The sequence below is a fragment of the Ulvibacterium sp. genome, from assembly GCF_965228935.1.
Classification (GTDB): domain Bacteria; phylum Bacteroidota; class Bacteroidia; order Flavobacteriales; family Flavobacteriaceae; genus Ulvibacterium.
Genome location: NZ_OZ245846.1, coordinates 2178219 through 2197892 on the forward strand (window position 1 = coordinate 2178219; position 19674 = coordinate 2197892).

At 43.3% G+C, this 19674-nt stretch carries 20 protein-coding genes; 10 read left to right on the plus strand and 10 right to left on the minus strand.

What is annotated here, in order from left to right:
* The first annotated feature begins 15 nt into the window (after positions 1–15).
* Positions 16–1848, plus strand: coding sequence for a metallophosphoesterase (locus ACO06Y_RS09090; protein ID WP_422083525.1), 1833 nt, complete (start codon positions 16–18; stop codon positions 1846–1848).
* A 284-nt stretch (positions 1849–2132) separates the two neighbouring features.
* Here the strand turns inward: ACO06Y_RS09090 and ACO06Y_RS09095 are convergent, their stop codons facing one another.
* From ACO06Y_RS09095 to ACO06Y_RS09115, 5 genes are read right to left on the minus strand one after another with little or no spacing between them, the layout of a single operon-like run.
* Entirely contained in the window at positions 2133–2942 is an 810-nt protein-coding gene (locus ACO06Y_RS09095; RefSeq protein WP_422083526.1) for a TPM domain-containing protein, read from the minus strand.
* Positions 2923–3360 carry a TPM domain-containing protein gene (locus ACO06Y_RS09100; RefSeq protein WP_422083527.1) on the minus strand — a complete coding sequence of 146 codons (438 nt, stop codon included), beginning with the start codon at positions 3358–3360 and terminating at the stop codon, positions 2923–2925. Before ACO06Y_RS09100 ends, ACO06Y_RS09095 begins: the two co-directional genes overlap by 20 nt.
* 8 nt (positions 3361–3368) lie before the next feature.
* Positions 3369–3968, minus strand: coding sequence for a LemA family protein (locus tag ACO06Y_RS09105; protein WP_422083528.1), 600 nt, complete (start codon positions 3966–3968; stop codon positions 3369–3371).
* Positions 3969–3989: 21 nt separating this feature from the next.
* Positions 3990–4319: a MerR family transcriptional regulator gene (locus tag ACO06Y_RS09110; RefSeq protein WP_422083529.1), complete on the minus strand. Its 330-nt coding sequence runs from the start codon at positions 4317–4319 to the stop codon at positions 3990–3992.
* Positions 4319–5296 (minus strand): M23 family metallopeptidase, encoded by a 978-nt coding sequence (locus tag ACO06Y_RS09115; RefSeq protein ID WP_422083530.1) that lies wholly within the window; start codon positions 5294–5296, stop codon positions 4319–4321. Before ACO06Y_RS09115 ends, ACO06Y_RS09110 begins: the two co-directional genes overlap by 1 nt.
* A gap of 103 nt (positions 5297–5399) precedes the next feature.
* Here ACO06Y_RS09115 and alaS point away from each other — a divergent pair, with 103 nt between their 5' ends.
* The gene (gene alaS, locus ACO06Y_RS09120) at positions 5400–8039 is read left to right on the plus strand and encodes an alanine--tRNA ligase (RefSeq protein ID WP_422083531.1); all 2640 of its coding nucleotides are present in this window, start codon (positions 5400–5402) and stop codon (positions 8037–8039) included.
* A gap of 1 nt (position 8040) precedes the next feature.
* Positions 8041–8700 carry a hypothetical protein gene (locus ACO06Y_RS09125; RefSeq protein ID WP_422083532.1) on the plus strand — a complete coding sequence of 220 codons (660 nt, stop codon included), beginning with the start codon at positions 8041–8043 and terminating at the stop codon, positions 8698–8700.
* 19 nt (positions 8701–8719) lie between these two features.
* Here the strand turns inward: ACO06Y_RS09125 and ACO06Y_RS09130 are convergent, their stop codons facing one another.
* A complete protein-coding gene (locus ACO06Y_RS09130) occupies positions 8720–9544 on the minus strand; it encodes a dienelactone hydrolase family protein (RefSeq protein WP_422083533.1) in 825 nt (274 codons plus the stop codon).
* A 224-nt stretch (positions 9545–9768) separates the two neighbouring features.
* On the opposite strand from ACO06Y_RS09130, the gene ACO06Y_RS09135 reads away from it, so the two are divergent.
* The 3 genes from ACO06Y_RS09135 (at position 9769) to ACO06Y_RS09145 (ending at position 12084) form a co-directional block, all read left to right on the plus strand.
* The gene (locus tag ACO06Y_RS09135; RefSeq protein WP_422083534.1) at positions 9769–10725 is read left to right on the plus strand and encodes a GSCFA domain-containing protein; all 957 of its coding nucleotides are present in this window, start codon (positions 9769–9771) and stop codon (positions 10723–10725) included.
* Between the two features lie 27 nt (positions 10726–10752).
* Positions 10753–11367 (plus strand): DUF4230 domain-containing protein, encoded by a 615-nt coding sequence (locus ACO06Y_RS09140; RefSeq protein ID WP_422083535.1) that lies wholly within the window; start codon positions 10753–10755, stop codon positions 11365–11367.
* A 69-nt stretch (positions 11368–11436) separates the two neighbouring features.
* Positions 11437–12084 (plus strand): DinB family protein, encoded by a 648-nt coding sequence (locus ACO06Y_RS09145; protein WP_422083536.1) that lies wholly within the window; start codon positions 11437–11439, stop codon positions 12082–12084.
* Between the two features lie 2 nt (positions 12085–12086).
* Here the strand turns inward: ACO06Y_RS09145 and ACO06Y_RS09150 are convergent, their stop codons facing one another.
* From ACO06Y_RS09150 to ACO06Y_RS09165, 4 genes are all read right to left on the minus strand, one after another.
* Positions 12087–13355 (minus strand): acetylxylan esterase, encoded by a 1269-nt coding sequence (locus tag ACO06Y_RS09150; protein WP_422083537.1) that lies wholly within the window; start codon positions 13353–13355, stop codon positions 12087–12089.
* 2 nt (positions 13356–13357) lie between these two features.
* Positions 13358–15109 carry an aromatic amino acid hydroxylase gene (locus ACO06Y_RS09155; RefSeq protein WP_422083538.1) on the minus strand — a complete coding sequence of 584 codons (1752 nt, stop codon included), beginning with the start codon at positions 15107–15109 and terminating at the stop codon, positions 13358–13360.
* A 115-nt stretch (positions 15110–15224) separates the two neighbouring features.
* Positions 15225–15803, minus strand: coding sequence for a DUF4136 domain-containing protein (locus tag ACO06Y_RS09160; protein ID WP_422083539.1), 579 nt, complete (start codon positions 15801–15803; stop codon positions 15225–15227).
* A gap of 80 nt (positions 15804–15883) precedes the next feature.
* Complete coding sequence (locus ACO06Y_RS09165; protein WP_422083540.1) at positions 15884–16042, minus strand: DUF5522 domain-containing protein; 159 nt, start codon at positions 16040–16042, stop codon at positions 15884–15886.
* A 208-nt stretch (positions 16043–16250) separates the two neighbouring features.
* On the opposite strand from ACO06Y_RS09165, the gene ACO06Y_RS09170 reads away from it, so the two are divergent.
* From ACO06Y_RS09170 to hemL, 4 genes are read left to right on the plus strand one after another with little or no spacing between them, the layout of a single operon-like run.
* Entirely contained in the window at positions 16251–16583 is a 333-nt protein-coding gene (locus ACO06Y_RS09170; protein WP_422083541.1) for a hypothetical protein, read from the plus strand.
* Positions 16584–16592: 9 nt separating this feature from the next.
* On the plus strand, positions 16593–17504 hold the full coding sequence (locus ACO06Y_RS09175; RefSeq protein WP_422083542.1) for a 1-aminocyclopropane-1-carboxylate deaminase/D-cysteine desulfhydrase: 912 nt from the start codon (positions 16593–16595) through the stop codon (positions 17502–17504).
* Between the two features lie 11 nt (positions 17505–17515).
* The gene (locus ACO06Y_RS09180) at positions 17516–18355 is read left to right on the plus strand and encodes a glucosaminidase domain-containing protein (protein WP_422083543.1); all 840 of its coding nucleotides are present in this window, start codon (positions 17516–17518) and stop codon (positions 18353–18355) included.
* Positions 18355–19635, plus strand: coding sequence for a glutamate-1-semialdehyde 2,1-aminomutase (hemL, locus tag ACO06Y_RS09185; RefSeq protein ID WP_422083544.1), 1281 nt, complete (start codon positions 18355–18357; stop codon positions 19633–19635). The genes ACO06Y_RS09180 and hemL overlap by 1 nt, the downstream gene beginning before the upstream one ends.
* Positions 19636–19674 lie beyond the last annotated feature (39 nt).

A 19674-nucleotide genomic window follows, 5' to 3' on the forward strand; every position in this document is an offset into this window, starting at 1 on the left:
CAAAAAAACCAAATTATGTGTCGTATTGCCATAAACCTCCTTCTCCTTCTGTTTGCCTCTACAGTAGGTATTGCCCAGGAAAAGCCTACCATTTACATTGATATTTCCACCCAACAGAAGCCCTGGAACCATACGGAATGGAATGCTGCCCCGGGGCAATTTCAGTTTGCAGTAGTTACGGATAGAACCGGAAGCCATAGGCCCGGGGTTTTCCCAACGGGGATTAAAAAACTGAACCTATTACAACCGGAGTTTGTTATGAGTGTGGGCGATTTGATAGAAGGTTACACCAAGGACACTGTGCAATTAAATGCGGAATGGAAGGAATTTATGGGCTTTATTGATTTATTGGAGGCTCCTTTCTTTTATGTGCCGGGCAACCATGATATTACCAACAAGGTGATGGAAGACAAGTGGAAAGAACTTTTCGGAGTGGCATACTATCATTTTGTATACAAGGATGTCCTTTTTCTTTGTTTGAATTCCGAAGACAATATTCGTGGAGCGGGACGCGGCACCATAGATGATGAGCAGTATGCATATATCCAAAAGGCCTTGGAAGAAAATGCCGACGTAAAATGGACCCTGGTGTTCTTGCACCAACCTTTGTGGGTACAGGAAGACACCAAGCGATGGCTGGATGTTGAGCGACTGTTGTCCGAAAGAAACCATAATGTTTTTGCGGGCCATTACCACCGCTATTGGAAAACCGATCAGAATAACGGAAAATACATTGCCTTGGCCACAACAGGAGGGGGAAGTAGGTTAAGGGGAAAAGCCTATGGCGAGTTTGATCATGTGGTCTGGGTGACCATGACAGAGGAAGGCCCTATTTTGGCCAATTTGTTCCTAGAAGGAATATGGGATGAAAATGTGGTTACCGAGGCCTTAGTAGATTTGGTACGTAACAAGCCATTTCCCATCAAATTTACCCCGATTTATTTAGATGCGGCCCACTCTCAGAATATGACGGCAACCGTAAAGGCCACCAATCAGAGCGATACCAAAATGCGAGTTGAGCTCACCGGCTATAACCATGATAAGCTCTTATACCAATTGGAACGGACTTCATTTGAGGTAAACCCCAATGATGTGGAGACCTTTAAGCTGAACCTTGCCAATTCGGAAAAAAGTGCACTTGTCGATTTGACTCCGTTGCGGGTAAAGGCAGATATTACCTATGAGTTTGAATCCCAACCCAACGTAAGTTTTTCCTCTGTTTTGGATTATGTCCCGTTTTTCAAATACAAGATTAAAAAAACCGCTAAGATTAAAGTGGATGGAGACTTAAAAGAATGGGATGAAATGCGATGGATACCTGTGGAAAATAGGGAAGGTTCGCCTTTTGATTTTGATGGCGTAGATGATTTCTCCTTACAATTCGCCACGGCCTATGACCAAGATAATTTTTACGTAGGGATTAAACTCACTGACGACAGTTTTTTCATTAACGAAGAAGGTTCTTTTGGAGATCAGGATGCCCTTGTCCTGGGACTGGACGCCCGTCCCCAACATCTTAGTGCATTCAACGGTGGTGAGGGGAGAGGGAAGGACTGGATAGCTTACTTGAGAACTTTTAAAAGGGAAAATCCGGTCTATAATGAAAAGAGCCTACCGTTTAAGGTAGATTCTGGAGAAAAAAGGACTGAAAAAGGGGCTACCTTGGAAATCGCTTTCCCTTTGGAATATGTCAGGGAAATGAACGGGCAGGACTGGTCCAACTTGCGATTGGGCTTGGGATACTATGATTTTGATAGTGAAGATGAAAATCCTACCACCCATTTCTGGTTTCCCGCCTGGAATAGTACGGAAGATATCCCTGGATCCGGGATGTTGTTTAGGGAATGATCAGTCCACGTTGACGTCATGACGAATTGGAAGGCCCTGATTTTGATTTTTGGCCATTGGTCAACAGGATTTTGTGTGGACTCTTCCTATCTTTTCTTTAAAGGTTCTTATACTGCTTCACTTCAATTGAGGAAAATATAAGCGAGCCTGGTACTTATTGCCCGATTTCATAACCAGTATCGACTGGGAAAATGGCAACAATTCTCAGGTAAGGTCAAAATTGGTATGCAATAACCGGCAGTCAGTAGTCAATACCCTGATGACTGGGAACCTTGAACTTGGAACTACCAACCTCCAGAAGCGCCACCGCCTCCGCCCATGCCACCTCCAAAGCCACCACCGAAGCCACCGCCACCAAAACTTCCTCCACCACCAAAGCCACCGCGGGATCCGCCGCCGAAACCGCCACGTCCCATATTGCTCAGGATAATGATATCCCAAATATCCAGACCGGAACGCCTTCCTCCACGGCCTCCTCCCCCTCTTCTATTTCTGCGCGAGAGAATGATTAAAATGATGAAGAAAATGATAACGGGAAGCAAGGAACCCAAAGGAAAATGTTCTTCATTGCCAAAGGTACGATCCTCCGTAAACTCTCCGTTCAGTACCTGAAAAATAGCGTCGGCTCCATTGTTGAGGCCACCATAATAATCATCCTGTTTAAACCGTGGTACGATTACGTTTTCGATGATACGACGGGACATCGCATCGGTAAGGGTGCTTTCTACACGATACCCCGTGTTTATGCCAATCCTTCGGTCATCCTTGGCCAAAAGGATAAGAATACCATTATCCTTCCCTTTTTGGCCAATTCCCCAATCTGTCAACCAATTTGCACCAAGGAAGTTGATGTTCTCCCCTTCCGTAGAACTTATGATTGCCAAAACAATTTGGGTGGAAGTACTATCGGCATATTGAATGAGTTTTCTTCTAAGATTTGATTCTTGATTTTGAGAAAGTAGCCCAATGTAGTCGTATACACTGGTTTGGTCACTAATAGAGGCCGGTTTTTCGGGAATCCGAAACTGTGCAAAGCTAAACCCAAAGCTACAAAGACAAACCAGTATAAGAAGACTAACCTTTTGAAATTTCATCACTTAATTCATTCACATCCCCATGCTGCCATGGGAAGTGGGATTCCAATTCTTTGCCAGCCATTAAAATGCCATCCACAATGCCTTGTTTAAAATGTCCATCCTTGAATGCTTTTTGGATGGCGTCACGAGTGCTTTCCCAAAACCCCTTGGGCACTACCTTGTCTATCCCTTTATCCCCGTAAATGGCAAAATTTCTATCGTTAACGGCAATATATATCAGTACCCCGTTATCTTCCTTGGTATTGTCCATTTTAAGCAAATGAAAGACTTCCTTGGCGCGATCAAGATAATCCAACTCCGTATGGGCTTCAATATGTACCCGGATTTCCCCAGAGGTATTTTTTTCGGCCTCGAGTATGGCGGAAACGATTTCCTGCTCCTCCTCAGCGGTTAAAAAATCTTCTACCTTGGACATACATAAGATCAGTTAAAATCAAATTCTACGTTCGGGGCCTGTTCGGAACCCGGATCGGCCTGGTAACGGGCCATCTCCTCAAAACCGAAGAGTCCAGCCAATAGTTTCCCCGGGAATTTGGTGGTATGTATGTCGTATAGGTTCACCTTTTCATTGAACCGATTGCGTTCCACATTGATCCTATTCTCCGTTCCCTCAAGCTGCGCCTGCAATTCCAAGAAGTTTTGATTGGCCTTGAGCTCCGGGTAACGTTCCACCACAACCATTAGTTTGCTCAGGGCACCGGTCAGTCCACTTTGGGCCTCCTGAAAGGCCGCCATACTTTGGGGGGTGATGTTATCTACATCAATGGTAGTGGAAGTGGCCTTGGCACGTGCCTCAATAACATCGGTCAGCGTACCTCGCTCAAAATCGGCCGCTCCTTGAACGGTTTTGACCAAATTTCCGATGAGGTCGTTTCTACGCTGGTACGCACTTTCTACATTGGACCAAGCGGTCTTGGCATTCGCTTCCAATTCCACGGCCGTATTATTAAACCCTACGGCCCATTGGTAGAGGCCAAAAGCGATGACCCCAAGAATAATTAGAATAATTAATCCCTTTTTCATGGTAGTGTATTTAAGGTTGATTTATAGTTGCTCTTTTATCTTGGAAAGCTCGGCTTTTATCCGTTCCAACTTTTGGATAATTTCGAAATTATTCAAGGTTTTCTGTCTACTTTCGCGCAGATGGATCTTTGCGCCTTCCAAGGTAAATCCCCTTTCCTTGACCAGATGGTAAATCAGACGTAAGTTATTGATGTCCTGAGGAGTGAATTTTCGATTGCCCTTGGCATTTTTTTTGGGTTTGAGCGCATCGAATTCCTTTTCCCAAAAACGTATCAATGACGTATTGACACCAAAGGCCCGGGCCACTTCGCCAATACCATAGTATCGTTTTTCAGGCAGCTCTACGTACATTAATCCAAGGATTGATTTTCTTGCGTGGCGTATTTGAGCATATTCTCGAATTCCTCCGCCGACAAACTTCCGTAGTAAAAGTTTATGGGGTTTATGCGTTCCTCGTCCTTCCATACCTCATAATGTACATGAGGCGCTTCAGAGCGTCCTGTATTGCCTACGAAGCCAATGATGTCTCCACGCTCAACTTTTTGCCCCCGTTTTACATTGTATCTGCTTAAATGGGCATAAAGGGTCATATATCCATATCCGTGGTCTATGCGGATGTGTTTGCCAAAACCGGAAGACCTGTTGTCCGCTCGGATAACCTTGCCATCACCCGTTGCATAGACAGGTGTGCCCTTTGGAGCGGTGAAATCCATCCCTCGATGCATTTTCCTAGCCTTGGTAAAGGGATCCGATCGCCATCCAAAACCAGAGGCCATTCGGGTAAGATCTTCGTTATTGATGGGTTGGATTGCAGGAATCGAGGCCAATAGTTTTTCCTTTTCCTTGGCCAATTTGGTAATCTCATCCAAGGACTTGGACTGTATCGCCATTTGCTTTTTAATGATGTCCAAGCGCTTGGTGGTGGCAATGACCATTTCCGAATTATTGAACCCCTCCAGGGATTTGTATCGGTTTACCCCACCAAAACCAGCCTTTCTTTGTTCTTCGGGGATAGGGTTGGCCTCAAAATACAAACGATAGATATTATTGTCACGATCCTCTATATTGGCCAATACCTCTTCAATTTGCTCCATTTTTTTGTTCAAAAGCTCAAACTGGAGCTCGTAGTTCTTAACCTCACGTTGTAAGGACAGCTCCCTAGGCGTATTTATCAAATTGGTGTTCAACAAAAAAACAAGGCATAACAAGCCGAACAATAGCGATCCCAGGAAGAAAAACGCAATATTCCAATATCGCTTGGATTTTTTGGGTTCTATCTTTCGGTAGGACAAAGTGTCCGGGTCGTAATAGTACTTTACCTTAGACATGAATGGATTTTATCCTATTTTTGTGCTTTCTCTTAACAGAACAAACAAATATAAAAATTGTTTTGTACAAACCGTTAAAATTTGTAAAACCTTACCATTTTCAATGACTTCCAAAGAAATCAGGAAACAATTTTTGGATTTTTTCAAGGGAAAGGACCACACGATTGTGCCTTCTGCACCCATGGTCATCAAAGATGACCCCACGCTAATGTTTACCAATGCCGGGATGAACCAATTCAAGGAGTTTTTCCTGGGAAATCGGAAAGCTGAAAATGTAAGGGTAGCCGATTCCCAAAAATGTCTTCGGGTAAGTGGCAAGCATAATGACCTTGAAGAGGTGGGTAAGGATACCTATCACCATACCATGTTCGAGATGTTGGGCAATTGGAGTTTTGGGGATGCTAATGGTTCCGATAGTGGCGGGTATTTCAAAAAGGAAGCCATACAATGGTCATGGGAATTGCTCGTCGATGTTCTTAAAATAGATAAGGACAGTCTTTATGTTACGGTCTTTGAGGGAAGCAAGGATGCCGATAATTTGGAGATGGACCAAGAAGCCTATGCACATTGGAAGGCCATTGTTCCCGAGGGTCGTATCATTATGGGCGATAAGAAGGATAATTTTTGGGAAATGGGCGATCAAGGCCCCTGTGGCCCCTGTTCAGAAATACATGTGGATATTCGTCCTTCAGAGGAAAAGGCAAAAGTTTCCGGGGCATCCCTAGTTAACCAGGACCATCCCCAGGTAGTAGAGATTTGGAATCTGGTCTTTATGCAATACAATCGCAAGGCCAATGGAATTTTGGAACCCTTGCCTGCAAAACATGTGGATACCGGAATGGGCTTTGAACGTTTGTGTATGGTACTACAAGGGGTGAAATCAAACTACGATACCGATATTTTTACCCCGCTCATTCGGGAAATAGAAACGATAACCCATACAAAATATGGGCTAAAGGAAGATATTGATGTCGCCATAAGAGTAGTTGCCGACCATATTCGCGCCGTGGCTTTTGCTATAGCGGACGGACAGCTTCCCAGCAATACGGGTGCAGGATATGTTATTCGAAGAATACTGAGAAGGGCCATACGTTATGGCTTTACCTTTTTGGGGACGAAGGAACCCTTTATGTTCCGTTTGGTAAAAGTCTTGGTCAGTGTTATGGGCGAGGCGTTTCCTGAATTGAAACAACAACACCAACTGATCGAGAATGTGATAAGGGAGGAAGAACACTCTTTTTTAAACACCCTGGAACAGGGCCTGGTGCTGTTGGAAGGTGTTATCCAAGCTACGAAAAGCAAGACGATTGATGGGCGTAAGGCTTTTGAACTGTACGATACCTATGGCTTTCCCATAGACCTTACGGCATTGATTCTTCAGGAAAAAGGGTATTCCCTGGACGAAAAAGGGTTTGAGGAAGCGATGCAGAAGCAAAAGCAACGTTCCAAATCGGCCTCCGAGGTTTCCATGGGCGATTGGGAAATTTTATCCAGTGATGTAGAACAGGACTTTGTGGGCTATGACACTTTGGAAGCCGATATAAAATTGACCAAATATCGAAAGATCTCCTCCAAAAAGGACGGCGAGCACTATCAACTGGTCTTCAATGTAACTCCATTTTATCCCGAGGGAGGGGGCCAGGTGGGGGACAAAGGCTATTTGGAAGTCCCCAATGGGGATGTGGTTTATATAGTGGACACCAAAAAGGAGAACAATGAAATTGTCCATTTTGCCAAAAGCTTGCCCAAACATCCCGAATCCACATTCAAAGCGGTCGTTGATAAGAAGCAGCGGCAGCGTACAGCTGCAAATCATACCGCAACCCATTTATTGCATCAGGCGCTACGGGAAATATTAGGCTCTCATGTGGAACAAAAAGGCTCGGCAGTACATTCCAAGTACCTCCGTTTCGATTTTTCCCACTTTGCAAAGTTGACAAAAGAAGAAATAAACTCGGTCGAGGAGTTCGTACGTGCCCGAATCGATGGACAATTGCCCTTACAGGAAAACAGAAATGTACCTATGGCCCAAGCCCTGAAAGAAGGTGCCATGGCCTTATTCGGTGAAAAGTATGGTGATACGGTCCGTACTATCCGTTTTGGGCAGTCCATAGAGCTATGTGGTGGTACCCACGTACAAAATACGAGCGACATTTGGCATTTTAAAATTGTTTCCGAGAGTGCCATTGCGGCCGGAATTCGGCGTATTGAAGCCATAACTTCGGATGCCGTAAAGGACTTTTACGCTAAAAGTGAAAGTGTACTTGCCCAACTCAAAGGCCTCCTGAACAATCCTCAAGACCCCGTTAAGGTGTTGGAATCGCTACAAAATGAAAACACCAAGTTAAAGAAGGAAGTAGAGCAGTTGTTAAAGGACAAGGCCAAAAACCTTAAGAGGGAGTTGCTCAATGAATTGGAGGAAATAAACGGGATTCAATTTCTGGCCAAAAAGCTGGATTTGGATGCGGCCAGTATCAAGGACCTTTCCTTCGAGATGGGCAACAGCCGATCCGACTTGTTCTTACTTTTTGGGACGGAACAAAAGGGAAAGGCCCTGCTCTCTTGCTATATATCCAAGGAATTGGTAGCCGAAAGGGAATTGAACGCGGGGACAATCGTTCGCGAGCTTGGAAAATGTATCCAAGGTGGCGGTGGCGGACAACCTTTTTTTGCCACCGCAGGGGGAAAGGATCCAGAAGGGATACATAAAGCCTTGGAACAGGCCAGAAAATATGTAGTGTAAAATGAAACGCCTAAGACTGCAAAATTTCAATTGGAAATATATTATAGGGGAGGTGCTATTGATATTCGTGGGAATCAATTTGGCGATTTGGTTCAACGATTGGAATGCTTCGAAAAAAATTGATCAAAACAAGAAAATTGCCATTGAAAAAATTCAAATTGAAATAAAAAACAATTTAAAGGAACTTCTAAAAACAAGATTAAACAATCAAAGGATTAGTGGAGCTTTTGAAAACTTTGGGAATTTTGATTTCGATAAGGAAGGCGATGTAATAGTTTCCGCTGAACATATGGAAAATTTCCGCAACCAATATCCTGGATTTTTCCGAGTATCGGATTCCACTGCCTTGGGGGATGGACTTTTTAAGTATAAAGGAGAGACCTTTATTAATCTAGAGCTTGCCGAACTTTCTAAAATAGCGTGGGAAACTTCTAAAACTACCGGGATTGTAAACGAATTCGGGTATGACTGTCTTTATGAACTACAGGGCATTTATAACCTGCAACATTTGGTTGTCAATGAAATGGACAAAGCCAGCAACGCTTTACAGAATCAGGAAATAGAACTTTTGCTTCGTGTCTTGGATTTTATTCGTCAAATGGATTCCAGCTTGGAAAAGGAATATGAAGCTTTTTTGAAACATATCATGGACTGCATATGACCCTAGCTACCATCCTTCATTATTCCCAAATGGAATTTTTTAACCAATCCATAGCATCTTCCACATAAGGCAAATAAGCACAAGCCCTATTATGATCCAGCCCCGCGGCTTTTACGAATATAATTTCGCTACCGGCATTTCTAGATCGCTCCACCAAATCTTCGGTATTGGAAAAGGGAAAGATCACATCGGTCTCCCCATGAATAACATATAGGGGGATTTCCGTTTTTTTTGCTATTCCATTATTGGTAGATATTAGGCCATAGGCCTGTGCCATAGGTATGGCCGCTGAAAAAAGTTCTGGATGGGTATCGGCAAAGAACCAGCTTCCAAAACCGCCATCGCTATAACCAAAGACCACGACTCTTTTGGGATCTACCTTCAAATGTTCTATTGAAAATTTTACTAGGTTGACCACCTGCGCCTCATTGAAAGGGTGAAACCATAAACGAGCTTCTGAAGTAGGGCTTAAAATATATGCTTTGATATTTTTCGTTTCTAGCGCAGGCCCAAGCAAGCAATCTCCTCGTCTAAACCCGTCTGGCCTTGGGGTAAGTGCACCGCCATGTAAATTTATAAAAAGAGGTACTGATTCATCGTCCGTAACTTCAGGAACAATTAAACGAAATCGCCATCTTTGGTTGAATAAAACACTTATTTCAAAATCGTTGATACCGGTTTTAAATGGAAGCTCCGAAAAATCCTTATTAGCCTTTTCAACATCCAATTCGGTGGTTGGTTCTATTATAGCCTCCTCATTGGATTCCAAAAAGCTATCGCTACAGCCTACACCGCATAAAACGGATACAAAAAGTGATAAAATGATCTTTGCTTTAAATCCCATTATTTGTAAAATATTGAAAATCAGTAGATAAAAATACGGTTTTTCCTCAATGCACCACCAAGATACTCAATAAATTAATTGAGCCATTGGGGTTAAGATATATCGCTTCGCTCACGTATACCCCATCCTTCCTTGCGCAATACAGCTATGGTTATCGATTTAAAAGTGTAATGATTTAGCGGTTTCCATAAAAATGAAGATTAAGTTTGTACTTTGTGTCAAACATGAAGTTACAAACTCAAATTCCCTTGAATCCGGCGGATAATCAAATTGACTATCATAGCCAGTTGTTGCTCATAGGATCATGTTTCGTTAGGAATATGAGTAAGAAGCTAAACTATTTTAAATTCCAAAATCTCCAAAATCCGTTGGGTATTTTGTTTCACCCTAAAGCTATTGAAAACTTGATTTCTAGGGCCATAGATCAAAAGGCTTTCACGGAAAGGGACATTTTTTTCCATAATGAACGTTGGCATTGTTTTGATGCACATTCCGATTTAAGTAGCGTTTCAAAGGAAAAACTGGTTCAAAAGCTAAATCATGGTCTTGAACTTACGAATAAGCAAATTAAGAAGTCTACACATATAATCCTCACTTTGGGCACGGCCTGGATATACAGATATAAAAAGACCGGTGTCGCGGTCGCCAACTGTCATAAGATTCCCCAAAAGGAATTTGATAAGGAACTCCTTTCCATTGAGGCTATCATGGAAAGCTTAGAGACGGTTATGAATTGTATCCATTCGACCAATAAAAAGGCTCAGATTGTTTTTACGGTTTCCCCGGTTCGTCATCTTAAGGACGGATATGTTGAAAATCAACGGAGCAAGGCCCATTTAATATCGGCCATCCATCAATGGCTGGAGACTTCTGCATTAGGGACTCGGAGTAGTTATTTCCCTGCGTACGAACTTATGATGGATGAATTACGGGACTATCGCTTCTACGAAACGGATATGATTCACCCCAACCCTTTGGCCATCGATTATATTTGGGAAAAGTTCAAGGAAACCTGGATTTCGGAAAAAGCGTATGCCACAATTGAAAAAGTGGATACGATTCAAAAAGGGTTGATGCACCGACCGTTTTATCCCAATTCGGAACCCCATCAAGAGTTTAAAAAATCGCTACAGGAGAAAATTATGTATCTTCAAAAAAGATATCCGTTTATGGAGTTTTAAACCTCATAGGGATCAACACGTTGGATAATGAAAAAAATAGGAATCGGAGTAATTATCACATTGACGGTTGTCCTGATATTTCGATCCTGTTCCGAAGACAGAAAGGAAAAATCCATTCTTCAGGAAAATTCCATGCTCATACAACAACAGATTGACAATGTTTCCAAGCTCATCGTAACCGAGGGACATTTTGCCGAGGTCTATACCTATAAGGATTCCCAAGAACTGTTCGGTTCCCTGATAACAGCGGATAAAAAGGCCTTGGTAGTCGTAAATGCCGCGGTAACGGTTGCCTATGATCTGTCCAAAATCGATTTTAAATTGGATAGGGAAAGTAAGACCCTTCATATTAGGGCGATTCCCGAGCCAGAGATAAAGATCAATCCTGATTTTGAATATTATGATGTGACGGCCGATTACTTCAATCAATTTAATGCCTCGGATTACAATACCATTAAAATGAATGTAAACAACGCTCTGCAAAGGAAGGTGGAAGCTTCGTCCTTGAAAACCAACGCCCAAAACCGATTGATCAGTGAACTTCAAAAATTCTATATCTTGACCAATTCCATGGGCTGGTCATTGACCTATAAAAATCAAATAATCAATCAAGACCTGTCCAAATCGTTGCTCAAGGATTGATGTTAAATTTTCCGGAAATCGGGGTAAAGTCTTCGGGTTTGTCCCTAACTTGAAAACAAAGTAAAAACCATGGAAGATATAAAAAACCCATCGAACGATAGACGGAAGTTTTTAAGGGCATCCACGCTCCTAGGTGCAGGTTTGTTCATTCCTAAAGTGAATTTGGCCTCGAGTGGCACGTTTTCAGCGAATGACAATATCCATGAATTTGGAAAAAGGGAAGGCTATACCGATCAAATTAGCATCCTGATATCCATGATGGACTGGATGCGATCGGTTATCGTAAGGGATGCGAAGGGCATTTCACAAAAGCAGCTGGATTTTTTATTGGATGAAAATTCAAATACTATTGGGGCCCTATTAATGCACTTGGCCGCCACGGAACGCTATTATCAAATCGATACGTTCACCGGAATTTCCAAAAAGAAACTTGGTTTTGATGTAGAAGAAGAGGTTTGGAGCGCGGCAAGTAGTCTGGGTAATGCGGGCCGTAAGGTGTTTAAGGGCAAACCACTATCCTTCTATTTGGACAAATTGAACGAGGTACGCGAATTCTCAAAAGCAGAACTAAAAAATAGGGACGACAGTTGGTTGATGGAATCCACGGAATTCTTTGGTAACCGACCTACCAATAATTATTGCAAATGGTTCCATGTGGTGGAACATGAATCAAACCATAATGGGCAGATACGATACATCAAGAGCAGAGCGGCCTAATCCTATTCTATAAACTTCTTGGCCCAAATAAGATACTGTTCCCAATCGTAATCGGTTACGTCATGTACACCGGTTCTAATGTGATAGGCCACCACATTTTGTATAGGCTCGTTTACCTTGGGCATACTTTGTGAAGCTATTCCCTCTTTGCTGAATAAACCGTAAACTGGAAAGGTATTTTGGGCCGAAAGAAATTCACCTTTGGGATCTGCCCATTGATCTTCCTCCGCACTTGCCACATACAAGGGCCTAGGAGCAATGAGTGCCAGCAATTGGTGTTGATCCACGGGCAAGGCCTCTTCATTTTCATTGTACTGCTCAAAATTATCGCAAAACCAATGCGGAAAACTTGTATTGATACGGCCTACGGTTTCTCCAAATTTACGTTTGGATAATGCAGCCCCGCCACAACCCGAGTTATTGCTGATAACTCCGGCAAAACGTTCGTCCGTGGCAGCAGCCCATAAGGCGGCCTTTCCCAGTCGGGAATGCCCGAAGGCGATAACCTTGGAGGCATCTACTTGATCCTCCTTTTCCAGAAAATCCAAGGCTTTGCTCAATCCAAAGGCCCATGCGGCCAAGCTTCCCCATTCATTGGCCTTGGGTTGTTTTTGCCCTTCTTTATAGAATAATGCGTGCAGGCCATCCGAAAAATCATTTTTATCCGGATCCACTTCACCATAATAAATAACGGCCAGCCCAAATCCTTTATCCACGATTTTGTCTATGGCCCAGCGATTCGTACGCACTCCTCTTGAGGCTTCTTTCGCTCGGTTTTCGGTAATGCCCAACTTTTCATTGTTCATGGTCCAGGCTTCGGTAACGAGTACATTGGGGTCTTTGGTAATAGTATGATTTCCAAAAAAATTATAACCCAAAAACAAAGGTGCCTTATTCTTGTTTTTTGGGAGGTATAGCAGAATGTTGAACTTGAGTGAACGATTGCCTTTTTGCAGGGTAACTTCAATTTGCTTGCGATACGCCTTGCCATTAAGGGCGGCCTCGTTTCTTTCTACAATTTCAAATGAAACATTATCCAATGTCCCAGGGACTTTTCCATAAACATTCTCCTCAAAGAAACTGAAAAGTTCAGGTCGCCTTTTCGAATTCCACTCTTCGCTGTTTTTGATGGTCTCCCCCGAAAAAGTAGTCATCAGATCTGGGATTTGGAATTCAGGTACTTTTGCCTCGTCATAATTAGGCTTAAATTGCGCAGAGGAGAGATGTGTCATGAAGAGAAGAATAATGGAACAGGGTATTATTTTTTTCATACTCAAAGAATCAAACTTTTATCCACTAACCCCAAACCGTCATCGATCAAATGACCGACCTTGGGGTCGTTTTGCTTTATACTTTCCAAATGTATTATGATTTCTTGGGCAAAAGCCATGTCACCGTTGGTTTTGGCCAATTCATATAGTTCCGCGGACAATAGCCAGTCCTCCGGATAATTTTCCCTAAGCTCCTTAAAGACCTTGTTTCGGGAAATCGTCTTGTTCTTCCCTTCCCTATAGAGGCGGACTTGTTCATAATACTGTTCCAGTTTCCTAAGTTCGTTGGAAATCTGTGGCCTTAAGGTAGTGGAGGAAACGGTATGTGTAATCAGGTCAAAACTTTCAAGGTCGGCAGGGCCGTTGAAAGCGGACACTATTTCACGTCCTATCGCCATATTATACAGGTTTTGGCGGGATTCGAAAAGAATGTCGCCTTGGTAGGTTACCGTACAGTTTTCAAAGGTGATCAGTAGTATTTTACCTTGAAGATTCCGGGTACCCGTGATAATTTTACCCATAATCCTTACACCTCCCTCAAACTCCAAGGAAACTTCCTCGCCTTCGAATATGTTATAGGCCTTAAGATCTCTGGGACTCATATCTTCAATTGCCAGGTTAATGCCTTTTAGCTTGCCGATAGGCGTGCCGAAACCATTGGAGTGGTTTAATTTACCGTGTCCCACCAATTCCTTTTCCCGATAGGAAAGGGCGGTTTCTCCGTAGGTCTGTAGGTAAATGGGTTTGCCTTCGTGGGCAATGACCTCCACAAAATTCCCGGATATCTGGAGGCCCGTACTAAGCTCTACGGTTCCCAGTTCTTTGGAATCGATTAATTTTTGAACGCCTTTTAGCCCTCCCGTACGTAAGGCCATGGTATTCGCAAATTCCTCCAAAACCTGGCTCAAATAGGCAAAATCCGGAGTAACAAAGAGTTGGGGTTGAGGTTGGGTAATGTCGAACGAGGTATGGGCGGCTTCAATGGAATAGGGGATTTTCTTCACCTTATCGGTCAGGCACCAGGTACTCTCACCAATAGAGGAAAGTAGTCCTGCACCATAGATCTTGGGGTTTTTCACGGTTCCAATAAGTCCGTACTCCACGGTCCACCAGTGCAGATTTCGGATCAAGGCCATTTCGCTGGGTTCGCCCATATTTTGTTGCAACCGGGCAATATACGCTTCGGCTTTATCGATACTGTTTTTTGATGATTCCGAGGCTTCTTTAATGATAGAAAGATGGCGTACCGCCTTATACAATTCAAAATCCTTGGCACTGGATATAGCCTTGCAACCAATCTCCCCAAACCGACGTAGATATTCAGCATACTCGGGGTTGGCAATGATAGGGGCATGTCCCGCCCCTTCATGGATGATGTCCGGGGCCGGAGTATATTCAATATGTCCCAATTGCCTAATATCCGATGCGATTACCAATACGTTGTAGGCCTGGAATTCCATAAATGCCGATGGCGGAATAAATCCATCTACGGCCACCGCGGCCCAACCGAGATCTTTTAAGATTCGGTTCATACCGTACATATTGGGAATGTGGTCTATGGATATTCCGGTTTTTTTGAGTCCGTCTACGTAAGAGGTATGGGCAACTTTGCTTAGATAATCTACATTTTTTCGCATTACGTACCGCCATACCGCCTGATCTATAGCTGTATAGTCCTCATAATTCTGCGGTTTTATGTACTGTTTTAAATGCTTGGGCAGCTTATCCAGTATGGAATTGCTTTCGTAGGCCATAAAGACAAAACTATTTTCCTTAAAGTTACAAAATAGACAGGTTCCTTATGGGAATCCAAGATTTTTGACAAAAAAAAGCCCTCTCACAAGAGAAGGGCCCTATAGGAGTACTGTATTAATTTACGGCTACCGCATCTGGTGGATATTGTTGTAATATTTCAGATACAAATTCCTTGATACGCTCTTCTTTTTTCCGGATATCCTTAATATTGTTTAGGTTTCCAACGCCTTTTCCTTGCCATACCAATTCCCGGGTTCCCGCATCGATAAGGTCTATATAGAGCGAGCCTTCCGTCCGTGTGCTTACTTGGCTACCGCCCCAACCGGCCCCCCATCCAGGGCCCCACATCCAGGGGTTCCAACCCCAACCCCAACCCCAGGCGCCCCAGCCCCAGTTGTTGTTGAAGACATCTACCTCCTCTTTTTCCTTGGTGAAAATACTTACCAGTAAATCAGGTTTGCCCGATTTTACGAATCCCCTACTATTCATTTCGTTTTGAATTGCCCTTAGGATGCGCTTTTTGTCCAAATCGGATATCTGCGCCTGATCTATTCCGGTTTTATAGAATGCATAGGACTTATACTCATTAAAATTGGTTTCCTGATCGTAATCGGACAAAACTTGAACCGAAGAACAGGAACTTAAGAATAACAATACAAGTAACGGGATTGCCAGTGTTTTAACTTTTTTCATAACAAAGATTTTTAATTATTCCAAACTGAGGCTAATGACATTAAAACAATTCTCAAAAATCATGCCGAATAACAGCAATACTATTGCGAATTGGTTTTCGGATTATAACCGTACGGGCAATGCCTACAGCCACTCTCGCAACAATACCCCCTTTTAAGATGATATTGTTCGGTAAAAACTTTGTAGCCTTCTTCGGAGAGGTAATAATCACCTTCCTCCAACGGAATAATCTCCTTCATTCTAGTCTCGACTGAAATAGTAGTCTTTTATAAAAATACATGATTTTTTTGTGAATAAAAAGGCTTTTAACCGCCTGAAACCGTAAATTTAACAGGCATTGGGAGCTTTTTGTCCTTGTAACGGCAATTGTTGGCAATAAATCCACTTCAACGAGAAGTGGGTGTTTTTAACAATTATCTTTGTTGTTGACCGTTTAAAAGCTGATCTATGATTTTAGTCTTTAAACACTTTTTCTACAAAAACTATGTGGGGCTCTCCTTTTGGCCTTTTATCTTTTTAAAACACAAGAGCCTTAAAAAGGATGCTGTACTTATCAATCACGAGAAAATACACTTGAGACAGCAGCTAGAACTACTCATTATACCCTTTTATATTCTTTATATCCTTGAGTGGCTCTTGAGGATCCTACTCTATCTGAATACGTATAGGGCCTATCAGAATATGAGTTTTGAACGTGAGGCGTATCACAATGAGAAAGATCTCAATTATCTGGATCGGAGAAAACCATTCAGTTTTATCAATTATCTTTTTCGTACATAAGCCTTTGGTGTGCTCGTAGAAAATCAACCCATACACCTTCCCCTACTTGATGAAAAAAAAGTGTCCCTCTTTATTAAAAGGGAAGACCGGATTCACCCGCTCGTTTCAGGTAACAAATACAGAAAGTTAAAATACAATCTGGTTGAAGCAAAGGAGAAAGGCTTCGATACCTTGCTCACTTTTGGTGGGGCCTACTCCAATCATATTGCCGCAACGGCCTATGCCGGCGAAATGCATGGATTTAGGACTATTGGAGTAATTCGGGGCGAGGAACTTAGTGAAAAGTGGAAACTAAATCCTACTTTAAAATTGGCCAAAGAGCACGGAATGCAGTTCAAATTTGTCTCTAGGAATGTTTACAGAAATAAGAACAGTACCCTTTTCCACAACCAATTGGCAAATGAATTTGGATCGCACTATTTGTTGCCGGAAGGAGGAACCAATGCATTGGCCATAAAAGGTTGCGAAGAGATTTTGACCCCTAAGGACGATGATTTTGATATCGTATGTTGTGCTGTCGGAACGGGGGGAACTCTGGCCGGAATTAGCAATGCGGCCCTTTCCCACCAACAAATTTTGGGCTTTCCTGCCTTGAAGGGCGATTTTTTACAGGAAGATATTCGTAAATTTGCCCGCAAGGAAAACTGGGTCTTGAAAACAGTGTATCATTTTGGGGGATATGCCAAAGTTTCCAAAACCCTTGTGGACTTTATCAATAATTTTTTTCGTCAAACCCAGATTCCCCTTGACCCCATCTATACCGGAAAAATGATGTTCGGATTGCTGGACATGGTACAAAACGACAGCTTTAAACCGGAAACAAGGATTTTAGCCGTACATACGGGCGGGCTGCAAGGTGTAGAGGGGATGAACCAAGTGTTGAAACAAAAAAACTTACCGTTGATCAAAACATACAGTTAAATTGGATCTATATGATTAGGAAAGGGGTTTGGATCATCGTTTTAAGTATTTTGTTTGTAGGTTGCAAGGCCAAAAAGCGTACCACCTATGGGGATAGGCAAAAAGACCGGGGAAAGGAATCGGTCAAAATAAAAGAAACGCATAAGGAAGACGATGGATTGTATCCTTTGCCAGAGGATACCGGAAAATTTGTTCGATTTGAAATTTCCTCCATTCCCGAATATATCGAGACGTTTTCCGAAATTGCCCAGTTTGAAATGAAGGCCTACGGAATACCTGCCAGTATCACTTTGGCGCAAGGACTTCTGGAAAGTGGCTTTGGTAGGGGCGAACTTGCAAAAAAGACCAATAATCACTTTGGGATTAAATGCCATACGGGCTGGAAAGGGGATTACGACTTTCATGATGACGATGAGCGGGGCGAATGCTTTCGCAAATACAATCATCCCATGTACTCCTATCGGGATCACAGCATTTTTTTGGCGAATCGTTCGCGCTATGCCTTTTTGTTCAATTTGCCAAGTAACGATTACAAACGTTGGGCAAAAGGCTTAAAGCAAGCTGGTTATGCGACCGACAAACGCTACCCTCAAAAACTGATCCAGCTCATAGAACAGCACCGACTGTATAGATATGACCGGGCCGTTATCCGAGAGGGATATGGTAAAAAAGAGGTGGCCGAAGTACCCGAAAGGAGTGTCTATATCGTCAAAAAAGGGGATACGCTATACTCCATATCGCGTAGATATCTGGTCTCCGTAGATGAATTGAAACGATGGAACGGTATTATTGGCAATACCATTTCCATAGGCCAGGAGCTTTTCATAAATTCCACACAAATCAACAAATAATGCTATATCAAAGGAGTAGTGCCTTGTTCGCAGAGGCCAAAATGTATATTCCCGGAGGGGTGAATTCCCCGGTACGTGCCTTTAAAGCTGTTGGGGGAGATCCTATTTTTGTAAAGGAGGCCAAAGGCGCCTATTTGTTTGATGAGGATGGGAATCGATTGATCGATTACATTGCCTCCTGGGGACCGCTGATTTTGGGGCATGCTTATGCTCCCGTGGTCGATGCGGTAGTCGTTAAGGCCAAAAAAGGAACTTCTTTCGGGATGCCCACCGAAATAGAAACAGAGTTGGCCAAATTGGCCGTATCCATGGTACCGAATATCGATAAGATCCGTTTTGTAAATAGTGGTACCGAAGCGTGTATGAGTGCTATTCGTTTGGCGCGAGGGTATACCGGTAGGGACAAAATCATCAAATTTGCAGGGTGTTATCACGGGCACTCGGATTCTTTTTTGATTCAGGCCGGGAGTGGGGCGGTTACCTTTGGCGCGCCAAACAGTCCCGGGGTTACCCAGGGAACGGCCAAGGACACCCTATTGGCCCCGTTTAACGATTTGGAGAGTGTAAAGGCATTGGCCTTAGCGAATAAAGGCGAAATTGCCGCGATTATCATCGAGCCTGTGGCTGGTAATATGGGATGTATCGTTCCTCAGGAGGGCTTTTTGGAAGGTCTCCGCGAGCTGTGCAACCGAGAAGGCATATTACTGTTGTTTGACGAGGTCATGACCGGATTCCGTTTGGCCAAAGGAGGGGCACAGGAAGCCTTGGGAATCAATGCGGATATGGTAATGTTCGGAAAGGTAATCGGGGGCGGACTCCCAGTAGGGGCCTTTGCGGCCCGTGAAGAAATTATGGCGCATTTGGCACCGGAAGGGCCTGTATATCAGGCGGGAACCCTAAGCGGGAACCCTTTGGCCATGAGTGCAGGGCTGGCCATGCTTACCCAACTTAATGACCATCCCGAAATTTTCGAAAGCTTGGCGGACAAGACGGAGCATTTACACGAAGGGTTTGATAATGTGCTTCGTAAAAAGGGGATTCCCTATCGGATCAATCGTTTTGGAAGCATGATTTCGGTACATTTTACGGATACACCGGTATTGGATTTTGAGACTTCGGCCAAGGGCAATAACGCGACGTTTAAAAAGTACTTCCATGGAATGTTGCAAAAAGGGATCTACTTACCTCCGAGTGCCTTTGAAAGCTATTTTTTAAACGATGCCTTGAGCTATGGCGACTTGGACGAGACCATTGCCGCCCTGGATGCCCTAGACCTATAAAACGCACTTTAGCTAGGGATGAATCTCAAAGAAACATGG